A 10,375-nucleotide genomic window follows, 5' to 3' on the forward strand; every position below is an offset into this window, starting at 1 on the left:
GCCCCCGCAACGCCTTCATCGCCCCCGCCCCGATCACCACGTTCATCCATGCACACGGGTGGGCCGGCCGATACCCCTGGAACTCCACCGGCCCGTCCCCGGAATCGAGCGAGAACCGCTTCCCCGCCAGCGAATCGATCGGGTACCCCCGAACCACGATATTGCGCCTCAACACCGCCGGATCCGGCACTGGCGAGAACACCTCCAGCGACTCCGCATCCAGCAACGTGATGGCAGCGTTGCGATGCGCGGTCCGCCCGAAATACCGGTCGCCGACAATCCCCGATCCAGCGCGGATCTCAACCTCAAGGCGACTAGTCGGTGCAGGATCCGGCCGCGGCCCATCCGCCGGCCGCCCCTCGAACGCATGCACCGGCGACACGACCAACGCCACGATCTCCACGGCCTGACTCATCTACGGGCCAGCCTCATCCCCAGGTCAACGGATCCAGCAGCCGATAGAACTCCAGCCGCCGCCGATCCGGATCGGTCAGCCCGTACGACGTCAGGAACGGCGTCGGATCCACCGACCACACGTCGTACAGCTGGATCGTCGTCAGTGCCAGATCGGAGTACCGATCCGCAACCCCCAACCGCCCGACATCGATGAACCCAGTGACCCGCAACGTCAACGGGTCAAAGAAGACGTTCGGCAGACAAGCATCCCCGTGACAAACCCCCGGCTCCGCCACCGATGCCACATAGGGGCTCTCAGCAACCACCTGGGCAAGCAACGACTCCGGTGTCCGCTCCCGCCACTCGTCCGTCAGGAAATCAGGGTTCACAGCACCCCGCCGCACGACGTCCTCCGCGGCAGCGACCACCGACTCCAGCGGTCGCTCGAACGGGCAGTCCGGCACCGAGTGCAGCTCGCGCAATGTCCGCCCGAGCGTCTCCATCGCACCAAGCCAACCCCACGACGGCAGGTCAATCCCCGCCACCCCGGGCACCGCACTCGTCAGCAAACAAGCGCCATCCTCTGACGACGACAACCAGTCGACAACCGTCGCCCCCGGCAGACCCGTCCCGGCCAACCAGGCGACCCGATCCCGCTCACCCTCCAGCGCAGGCACGCCCGCCACATCACAGCACTTGGCGAACACCGCGCCCCGCCGATAGACCGACGTAGCGGATTCACCGACCTCGATCGGCTCCCAGCCATCCCCCGCCGGGATCACGACGAATCCCGCACGATCAGCTGCCACGGGAAGTCGAACACCTGGCCCGGCGCCCCCTCCCGATCCGTCAACCGGCCGACCATGATCCGCGCCAGCGCCTCATTGAAACCGACCGGCCCAACCGTCGACAGCGACGGATCCAAGTGCTCCCCCTCGGGCGTGTTCCCCACCCCGACCACGGCCAGATCCCGCGGCACATCGATCCGCAACCGATGCGCAGCCCGTACGACGGCGATCGCCGCGAAGTCCGTCGTACAGTAAATGGCGGATGGCCGATCAGGCTTGCTGAGCAACGTCATCGCGGCCCGGTAAGCCCCTTCCGGATGCCGCTCGAACACCTCGATGTCGTCATCGACAATCGGCTTCCCGGCCGCCTTCAGCGTGTTCAGATAAGCGTCGAACCGCGGGAACCCTGAGGTCCGCGAGGTCAGCGCGCCCACGCGATCGTGGCCGGCCAGCAGATGCTCAACCGCCAGATGACACCGCGGCTCAGCCCCCGACCGGATCACGTCGAACCCACGCGGCTCCAGCGTCTCGCTGAACGCCACAATCTGCACGCCCTGCGCGGCGAACGCCTCCAGCTCGGCGATCTCCTCCGGCTCCGGGCTGACCCCGTCGATGAAGATCACATCAGGCGTCCGATTGGACAGCACCGCCCGCCAGTCGCCGTCGGCAACGATCAGCGCGGTCTTGTTCAACGGCCGAACCGCCGCGCTGACAGCGTCCGCCACCGCCTGCGACCACGGGTCCGCGAGCACGTTCAGCGACAGCAGCACCAGGTCGGACTTCCCCGTCCGGATCGCCCGGGCCGCGTCGTTCCGCCGGTACCCGAGCCGGCTCGCCACCTCCCGCACGCGGTCGGCGGTGGAGTCCTTGATGGTGTGACTGCGGTGCCGCCCGGACAGCACGTAGGAAACGGTCGCGACCGAGACCCCCGCCTCCTTCGCAACCATCCGCAGTGTGGGCCGGTCCGACATACGGATGATTCTTGCAGAAGTGACTAGCCTTTGACGGCACCTGTGATGACGCCCTTGGTGAAATGGCGCTGCAGGAACGGGTAGACCATCGCGATCGGGACCAGCGCGACCACCACGACCGCCATCTGCAGAGACTGCGGTTGCGGGAGCGGTTCGACCCCGAGCTGGTCGGCGGACAGCGATTTCCCCTGCAGGACGTAGGTCCGCAGGATCACCTGGACCGGCCACTTCGACGTGTCGTTCAGATACAGCAACGCATTGAAGAACGCATTCCAGAACCCGACCGCGTAGAACAGCCCGACCACCGCGATCACCGCCTTCGACAACGGCATGATGATCTTCCGCAGGATCATGAAGTCGCTCGCGCCATCGATCCGCGCGCTCTCCAGCAGCTCCCCCGGCACGTTCATGAAGAAGGTGCGCAGGACAACGAAGTTGAAGGCGCCCAGCGCCCCCGGCAGGATCAGCGACCACAGGCTGTCCAGCAGCCCAAGCTGCTTCACCACGAGGAACATCGGGATGATCCCCGGCGCGAACAACAGCGTGAACAGCACCATCAGCAACACCGGCCGTCCGAACAGCACCGGCCGCGACGTCGCATAGGCCAACGCGATCGTGACCGCGAGAGCAATCGCCGTACCGACTAGTGTCACGAACACGCTGACCAGAATCGCCCGGCCCATCAGCCCGCCACTGAACAACGTCTCGTAGGCCTTGACGGTGGGATGCGACGGCCACAACACATACCCGCCGGCCTCGATGATGTCCTGGTCACTGGCCAACGACGTCGAGATCACCACCAGAATCGGTACGACGATCGCCAGCGCGAACCCACCGAGCACAATCGCCTTGATCGCCTGGTACGCCGGTGACGGATTCTCTTTCCAGACCGGCCTCATGAGCCACCCCTCCGCTGGAAGATCCCGGGCTCACCGAGCCGATGGGCGAGCGAGTTCGCACCCCACAACAGCAAGGCGCCGACGACACCCTTGGCCAGCCCGGCCGCGGCTCCGCTGCTCCAATCGCCGCCGACCACACCTGCGTAGTACGTGAAGGTGTCCAGTACTTCGGCCGCTCCCGGCCCGACCGAGTCCCGCTGCAGAATGAATTGCTCGAATCCCACGCTCAGAATGTCGCCGATCCGCAGAATCAGCAGCAGCACAATGACCGTCCGCAGCGACGGCAAAGTGATGTGCCACAACCGCCGCCAGCGCCCGGCGCCGTCCGCGGCCGCGGCCTCGTAGAGCGAGACATCGACCGTGGTCAGCGCCGCCAGGAAGATGATCATTGCCCAGCCCGCGTCCTTCCAGACCAGCTGCGCAACCACCAGCAGCGGGAACGTGTCGGGGTTCGTCATGAACGGAATCGGGTCCAGCCCGGCCTGCCGGAGCAGGTTGTTCACGAATCCCGCGCCGCCCAGCGACTGCTGGAACAGCGTCACCACGAGCACCCAGGACAGGAAGTGCGGCAAGTACGCGATGGTCTGGAACCATCGCCGTACCCGGTTACTGACCAGTGAATCCACGATCAGCGCCAGACCGATCGGCACCGGGAAGAACAGCAGCAACTGAGCACCTGCGAGGACCAGCGTGTTCCGCAACGCATCCCAGAAGTCCGGGTTGTCATACAGGTTGACGAAGTTCTGGACGCCGTTCCAGGTGCTGTGCATGATGCCGAGATAGGGCTGAAAGTCCTGGAAGGCAACGACATTGCCCAGCACCGGCAGGTAGAAGAAGACCAGCAGGAAGACGACGCCCGGGACCATCAGCAGTACCATCTGCCAGTCCCGGCGCCATCGCTCGGCGAACCTCACGAGACCGGCACGCTCGCCGGCAGTACGGCGGCAAACTCGCCCCGCATCTTGTCACCGCCACCGGATTTCCAGCGCTTCAACGCTGCGTCGTACGCGTCGATCTTCTGCCGCCCGGTGACGATGTCCACGATCGTGTCCCGGAAGGCGGCGGTCAGCTTCGGCCCGACCTTGCTGCTGGTGTCGGAGTAGGTGCCCGCGGTCGGGTTCCGCATCGCGAACTGCAGCAGCTTCTTCTCGGTCTCGTAGATCTTCTTGGTGTCGTCCGGGAAGGCCGGGTTGAAGATCACGCTCTCGGGCGAGGTCATGATCGTCAATGCGCTGACCAGCCCAGGCGCCTGCTGGGTGCCCGCCTTGGTCAGCACCGGGTTCTTCCCGGCGTCCAACTGATACTGCTGGCCCTCGACCCCGAAGTTCTTCTGCAGATACTCCTTGGTCCCGAACGGCGCCGACAGGTAGTCCATCAACGCGAGCAGCTCGCGGATCCGTCCCTCGTCAGTCTGCTTGAACGGCGTGAATCCGACCGTCCCGTACCCCATGTCGTAGACGGGTTTCGCCTTACCGTCATGGCCGAACGGGATCAGCGTGTCCACGAACAGGGACGGATCGAGTGCCCGGAAATCCGAGGTCGCGCGCGGTCCGACAACGACCTGCGCCGCGATCTGACCGTTCACCGTCTTCGGCGTCGCGTCGGCCAGGTTGAGGTCGGGGTAGAACACCTTCGCCGCCCACAACTTCGCGGCGTACTCGACCGCAGCCCGGTAGTTCTCGGTCTCATACAGATGTGTCAGCGACCGATCCGCGTTGACCCGCCACCCGTTCGGCGCACCGAACCACTCGCCGAACATGTGCAGCATGTTGATGATCGACGGCTCGAGCGCGTAGTTCGTACCGTTGCTCAACTCCTTGCACTTGGCAAAGAATTCGTCCGCGTTCGCGCTTTGCAGCCCGCCGACCTTCTCCCAGGTCCGCGGGTTGCCCATCATCACTTGACCGAACGGCGTCGACGGGATCGGCGCTCCCCAGATCTTCCCGTTCACCACCGCGGTCCGCCAGGACGCCGGCTTCAGCGCGGCCAGGTTCGGATACTCCAGCACCGCATCACCCGACAGGTACGGCGTCAGGTCCTGGAACTTGGCTTCCAGCATCGGCCCGATGTTCGGGATGCCCTGGTTCGGCGGCAGCCACATCAGGTCCGGCAGCGAGTCGCTGGCCAGCAACGTGGCGAACTTCTCCGGATAGCCCGGGTCCGTGCCGATGGTGAGCTTGAGCTCCGCGCCGAGCGCCTGATTCAGCGACTGCCACATCGCGTTGCTGCCCATCGGTGGCGGCGGCGTCGCGAACGTCTCGGTCAGCGCGGTCACCGCGTTCTTCAGCGGCGGCGCCTTGACGCTCGCGGCCGCGTTCCCCGGGAACCGCAGGAACCCGGGCTCCAGCCCCGACTCCGCGCCCGGCAGATCCGGCTGCAACCCCGCAAACGGCTTGTACGTCGGCAGTTTCAGCTCACCAGATGCTTTGGCGCCACCACCCGCCGTACCGCCGTCGCCACAACCGGCGAGCGTGGTCCCAGCCACCACCGCTGCACCGGAGACCTGCAGAAACCGTCGCCGATTGATCATTGCTGCTCCAAGCCACAGTAGAGTGCTCACTAACGAGCACTTAAACGTTAACCCGGACCGTAAACGACGGCAGCGGTCTCTGGCAAGGGACAAAACACAGCGCCCAATAAAGAACGACGGCCGCGGGAGTGGTTACCCCGCGACCGCCGGTCAGGTGATGCTTCAGATCAGCAGCGCACCAGCAGCCCGAGCAGGATGCTGCAGCTCTTGCTGGCCTTGTCGTTGGCCGCGACCGGGTCGGTCGGCGAGCTGGCAGTCCGCTGCGCGGTCGCGACGAACGACCCCGTGGTCAGCAGCCCGGCCGACGCGCTGAACGTCTTCGTGACCGACGCCCCGCCGGCCAGCGATGCGACACCACAGTTCAGGTTCCGCGTCGTACCGACTCGCGTGCAGCCGCTCGCCCCGACGTACGACAGGCCGGACGGGTACGCCGCAGCGACGTTGATCCCGGTGGCCGGGGCCGGTCCGTTGTTCTTCACCGTCACGGTGTAGTTGATCCGCCCGCCGGACGCCGAGCCGGTCAGCCCGACCGAGATGTCGGCATCGACCTGCGCCGCGGCGAACGTCAACGTCGCTCCCTCGAACAGCTCGAAGGAGTACTCGTCACCCAGCAACTGGTGCTGCAGCGTGACCGATTCCGGCGCCGTATCCAGCACCTTGAACGTGTAGACGATGGTCCGGGTCGCGCCACTGGGCAGGTCGCCGAGCGCCGCCCGGAACTCGATGTCCAGCGGGAAACAGATCGTCGCCCCCGTACAACCGACCAGCTCGATCATGGACGGCAGCGAGACGCCGGTCTTCCCGAACAGCGCGGCCTTGGCGCCCACGATCGTGAACGATGCGGAGTTGTGCACCGTCTGGGTGATCGTGAACTCCTGGCCGACATTCAGCGAGGTATCGCTGACCTCGATCGCGCTACTCGGCGGATCGGCGGCCAGCGCCGTCCCCGGAGCGATCAAAACGGCGCTGGCGACGACCGTCACCAGCGCAGCACAAAGCGACTTCAAGGCATGCATGTGTGGCCCCCCACTATTGACTGAAACTGAACCGCCCCCATCGCCTGAACGGCGATGGAGATGAGTATGGTGCCCCCGGTCACAACCCACAACTGTTCGAAACAGCCGTTTGTTACGGACAGCTCTCAACTGTTACGGACGACTCTCAGCGGTTCGTGACCTCGAAGGCGACGATCGCCGCGGCGACGGCGACATTCAGTGATTCGACGCCGGCGTGCAGCGGAATCTGCAGGTCGGAGTCGGTATTCACCGTGATGCCGTTCGTCTCGCCGCCCAGCACGTAGACCGCGCGCGGCGCGAGCTCGGTCTTGAACAGCGAGTCCTGCGACCGCGCCGACAATCCGTAGACGTGATAGCCCGCCGACCGCAGGGTGTCGACGGCCGTGTTCGCGGTCGACGTGTTCACGATCGGCGCCTGGAACGCGATCCCGGCCGACGCCTTGATCACCAGCGGCCCGACATGCGGCGTACCGGCTCTCGGCAGGATCACACCGTCGAAACCGGCACCGGTCGCCGTACGGAGAATCATTCCGACGTTGCCCGGGTTCGTGACACCGTCGAGCAGGAACACGTTCGTCGGCCGCTTGCCGCGCTCGCGAACGAACTCGTCCAGCGGCGTCATCCGCGGTGCGTTCACATCCGCGACGACGCCCTGGTCGTGCTTCCCGTTCCCGGCCAGCCACTTCACGCGACTCGCGGTCGCCCGCTCGACCGGCGTACCGGTTCGCTCCGCGGCCCGCAGGATCTCGTGCATCGATCCACCGGTGGCGTTGTCGGCCACCACGACCTTCGCCACCGACAAACTCGGATCATCCAATGCCTCGAGCACCGGCTTACGCCCGTAGATCGTGATCCACTTGTCCCGCGGCGACTTCTTCGGCTCCACCCGCCTAACTTACTGGAGCGGGTTGGTGGCCTTGCCATCCAGCCAGAGAGTGTTCGACGGATCGCTGTGGGTGCCGCCGGAATTGACGTGCTTGTCGGAGATGGTCACGCCGTTCTTGATCACGTGCACCAGCGCCATCGCGTGCCCGCGGCCGAGGTCGTAATCCGCCTTCAGCCAGTCGCAGATGACCCCGGACTTCACGTCCTTGGCGTCGTACCCCTTCGCCTTCGCCTGATCGACCAGCACCCGCGGGGTGAGGCCGGTCTTCTCTTCGATCTTGTCCAAGTACGCCTGGAACGACATGTCGCGCCTGCCTTCGGTTGAGGTTTGCCTTCACCCCTGCGTCGAGCGAGCTCGCTCGATTTCGACACACCTGAGAATTACTTCCACGGACCGGTCGACATCCGCCTCGCTGGTCGTCCAGTTCGACACCGAGATCCGCATCGCCGCGCGCCCCTGCCACGTCGTACCGGACATCCACGCCGTGCCCTCCTGCTGCACCGCCTTGACGACCCTTCGGGTCAGGTCGTCGTCCCCGAACCGCACCAGCACCTGGTTGAGGTTGACCTCGTTCAGCACGTACGGCTGGAGCTGCCCCGCAAACCGTCGCGCCATCGCGCAACACCTCTCCACCAGCTCCACGATTCCACTCCGACCGAGCGCCCGGATCGCCGCGTACACGGCGAATCCCCGGGCCCGGCGGGAGAACTCGGGGTTGTAGTCGAGCGGGTCCCGCTGGTTCTCGTCGTGGATCAGGTACGACGCCCTGATGCCCATCGCGGCCCGGTGCGCCTCCGGGTGGGCGGTGAAGACCAGTCCGGAGTCGTACGGCACCTGCAGCCACTTGTGCGCATCCGTCGCCCACGAATCCGCCTTCTCCAGCCCCTTGATCGGCGTACCGACTGCACTCCACAGGCCGAACGCACCATCGACGTGCACCCAGGCGTCACCTGCCAGCTCGCAGATCTCGTCCAGCGGATCGATCGCGCCGGTGTTCACGTTCCCCGCCTGCGCACACACGATCGTCAAGCCCTGGTTGAGCTCACGGGCCAGCGCATCCGGCCGCATCCGCCCCTGCCCATCCACCGCGATCGGCACGATGCACCGCGTCCCCAACCCGAGGAACCGCAACGCACGATCCACCGTGTCATGCCGCTCAGCCCCGACCAGCACTCGAATCGGCGGCGCGCCATTGAGCCCGTCCGCCTCGACATCCCAACCAGCCTTGGCCAGTACGGCGTGCCGCGCGGCCGCGAGCGCGGTGAAGTTCGCCATCTGCGCGCCGGTCACGAACCCGACCGACGTCTGCTCGGGCAACCCGAACAGCTCGACCAGCCACCCGGCCGTGATCTCCTCGACCACGGCCGCGGCCGGTGCGGCGGCGTACAGGCCTGCATTCTGATCCCACGCCGTCGCCAGCCAATCCGCCGCCAGCGCCGTCGGCGTGGCTCCGCCGAACACGAACCCGAAGAACCGGCCACTGCCGCTGGGCAGCAAGCCGTCCTCGACACCGTCAGCGAGCTGGGCGATCACCTGCACCGGATCCCCCGGTCCCTGCGGCAACGGGCCGCCCAACTTCCCGCGCAACTCGACCGCGGTATCGCGCGGCCCAACTCGCCGTACGGGTAGCTCTTCCAGGTACGTCATCGCCCGCGCATAAGCCTCGCCGAGCGGTCCCTCCCAATCCGGCTTCATTCCTCCTTTCTACGCCGATTCCGTCGTAGAGTTCCCGAAACCTTGTGGGGAGGAGCTGGATATGAGTCGCTGGTCAGCCATCGTCGGCTATTCACTGGTCGGCGCCGCGACCCAACTCGTCTGGCTCAACTTCGCCGGCGTCACCACCGTCGCCGCCGGCCACTACGCCGTCTCCGAAACCGCCATCGGCTGGCTCGCCCAGGTCTTCCCTCTCCTGTACGTCGTCCTGTCGATCCCCTGCGGCCTGTTGCTCGACCGCTGGTTCCGCCCGGCTCTCCTGGCCGGCGCTGTGTTGACCGCGATCGGCGCGCTGGTCCGCCTCGGCGGCGACCACTTCGCCTGGCTCCTGGCCGGCCAACTCATCTGCGCTGTGGCCCAGCCCTTGGTCCTGAATGCCGTCACCGGTATCACCGGCCGCTACCTGTCCCCGAAAGACCGCCCCACCGGCATCGCCCTAGGCACCGCCAGCATCTTCGCCGGCATGGTCCTGGCCTTCCTGCTGTCGGCCGTCTTCTCCACCGCCGGCTCCCCCCACACAATGCTCGTGGTCACCGCAGTGTTCTGCGTCGCGGCGACTGTGTTTCTAGCCGCCGCCCTCCGTCACCCCGGCCCCCACGCCCCACTCGCTGCTGCCGTCCCCCAAGCCGTCTTTGCCGCCCTCCGGACCTCCTGGTCCGACCCCCTGATCCGCCGCCTTTGCGTGCTCGCGGTCTTCCCTTTCGGCGTCTTCGTTGCCCTAAGCACCTTCGCTCAGCCCCTGCTGGAACCTGCCGGCGTATCCAGCACCACAGCCAGCGTGATCCTCCTGCTGAACGTCATCGCCGGAGTGATCGGCAGCGCCCTCATCCCCATCTGGGCCGCCCGCCACCACACCGAATCCCCCTACCTGGTAACAGCCCTAGGCGCGACCGCCCTCTGCTGCGCGGTACTGGCCTTCCTCCCCAGCACCCCAACCGCCCTCATCACCATCACCCTCATCGGCCTGCTACTCCTCCCAGCGCTCCCCATCGTCCTGGAACTGGTAGAACGCCGTACAAGCGACTCCGAAGGCACCGCCGCCGGCCTCATCTGGCTCTCCGGCAACGCCGGCGGCCTCCTAGCAGCCACCGCCGTAGGCCTCCTCGTAAACCACCCCCGCTACGCCTTCCTACTGCTGGCGCTCCTCCCCGTGATCGCCCTCCCCGGCGCCCACAC

General features: G+C 66.3%; 11 protein-coding genes. 1 reads left to right on the forward strand and 10 read right to left on the reverse strand.

What is annotated here, in order from left to right; translation table 11 throughout:
• From E1263_RS40555 to E1263_RS40600, 10 genes are all read right to left on the reverse strand, one after another.
• On the reverse strand, window positions 1-415 hold a 415-nt coding region (locus E1263_RS40555; protein WP_132177486.1), incomplete at its 3' end, for a molybdenum cofactor biosysynthesis protein.
• Window positions 416-428: 13 nt separating this feature from the next.
• Window positions 429-1,205, reverse strand: coding sequence for an aminoglycoside 3'-phosphotransferase (locus E1263_RS40560; RefSeq protein WP_132177488.1), 777 nt, complete (start codon window positions 1,203-1,205; stop codon window positions 429-431).
• The gene (locus E1263_RS40565) at window positions 1,175-2,155 is read right to left on the reverse strand and encodes a LacI family DNA-binding transcriptional regulator (protein WP_202869292.1); all 981 of its coding nucleotides are present in this window, start codon (window positions 2,153-2,155) and stop codon (window positions 1,175-1,177) included. Before E1263_RS40565 ends, E1263_RS40560 begins: the two co-directional genes overlap by 31 nt.
• Before the next feature lie 23 nt (window positions 2,156-2,178).
• A complete protein-coding gene (locus E1263_RS40570; protein ID WP_132177490.1) occupies window positions 2,179-3,054 on the reverse strand; it encodes a carbohydrate ABC transporter permease in 876 nt (291 codons plus the stop codon).
• A complete protein-coding gene (locus E1263_RS40575) occupies window positions 3,051-3,932 on the reverse strand; it encodes an ABC transporter permease (RefSeq protein ID WP_132177492.1) in 882 nt (293 codons plus the stop codon). Before E1263_RS40575 ends, E1263_RS40570 begins: the two co-directional genes overlap by 4 nt.
• A gap of 32 nt (window positions 3,933-3,964) precedes the next feature.
• Window positions 3,965-5,584 carry a type 2 periplasmic-binding domain-containing protein gene (locus E1263_RS40580; protein WP_132177494.1) on the reverse strand — a complete coding sequence of 540 codons (1,620 nt, stop codon included), beginning with the start codon at window positions 5,582-5,584 and terminating at the stop codon, window positions 3,965-3,967.
• 167 nt (window positions 5,585-5,751) lie between these two features.
• A complete protein-coding gene (locus E1263_RS40585) occupies window positions 5,752-6,600 on the reverse strand; it encodes a DUF11 domain-containing protein (protein ID WP_165956930.1) in 849 nt (282 codons plus the stop codon).
• A 145-nt stretch (window positions 6,601-6,745) separates the two neighbouring features.
• Window positions 6,746-7,486 carry a TrmH family RNA methyltransferase gene (locus E1263_RS40590; RefSeq protein WP_132177496.1) on the reverse strand — a complete coding sequence of 247 codons (741 nt, stop codon included), beginning with the start codon at window positions 7,484-7,486 and terminating at the stop codon, window positions 6,746-6,748.
• Window positions 7,487-7,495: 9 nt separating this feature from the next.
• Window positions 7,496-7,789, reverse strand: coding sequence for a DUF4287 domain-containing protein (locus E1263_RS40595; protein ID WP_132177498.1), 294 nt, complete (start codon window positions 7,787-7,789; stop codon window positions 7,496-7,498).
• 30 nt (window positions 7,790-7,819) lie between these two features.
• Window positions 7,820-9,181: a pyridoxal phosphate-dependent decarboxylase family protein gene (locus tag E1263_RS40600; protein ID WP_132177500.1), complete on the reverse strand. Its 1,362-nt coding sequence runs from the start codon at window positions 9,179-9,181 to the stop codon at window positions 7,820-7,822.
• A 61-nt stretch (window positions 9,182-9,242) separates the two neighbouring features.
• Between E1263_RS40600 and E1263_RS40605 the strand changes: the two genes are divergently transcribed.
• Window positions 9,243-10,375 (forward strand): MFS transporter (locus E1263_RS40605; protein WP_132177502.1); only part of this gene is annotated, 1,133 nt, incomplete at its 3' end.

It is taken from the genome of Kribbella antibiotica, from assembly GCF_004349055.1.
GTDB classification, from domain to species: domain Bacteria; phylum Actinomycetota; class Actinomycetes; order Propionibacteriales; family Kribbellaceae; genus Kribbella; species Kribbella antibiotica.

Coding starts and splice junctions, on each gene's coding strand:
- E1263_RS40565 (WP_202869292.1), bottom strand. CDS start 2,155: ATGTCGGACCGGCCCACACTGCGGATGGTTGCGAAGGAGGCGGGGGTC.
- E1263_RS40570 (WP_132177490.1), bottom strand. CDS start 3,054: ATGAGGCCGGTCTGGAAAGAGAATCCGTCACCGGCGTACCAGGCGATC.
- E1263_RS40575 (WP_132177492.1), bottom strand. CDS start 3,932: ATGGTACTGCTGATGGTCCCGGGCGTCGTCTTCCTGCTGGTCTTCTTC.
- E1263_RS40580 (WP_132177494.1), bottom strand. CDS start 5,584: ATGATCAATCGGCGACGGTTTCTGCAGGTCTCCGGTGCAGCGGTGGTG.
- E1263_RS40585 (WP_165956930.1), bottom strand. CDS start 6,600: ATGCATGCCTTGAAGTCGCTTTGTGCTGCGCTGGTGACGGTCGTCGCC.
- E1263_RS40595 (WP_132177498.1), bottom strand. CDS start 7,789: ATGTCGTTCCAGGCGTACTTGGACAAGATCGAAGAGAAGACCGGCCTC.
- E1263_RS40600 (WP_132177500.1), bottom strand. CDS start 9,181: ATGAAGCCGGATTGGGAGGGACCGCTCGGCGAGGCTTATGCGCGGGCG.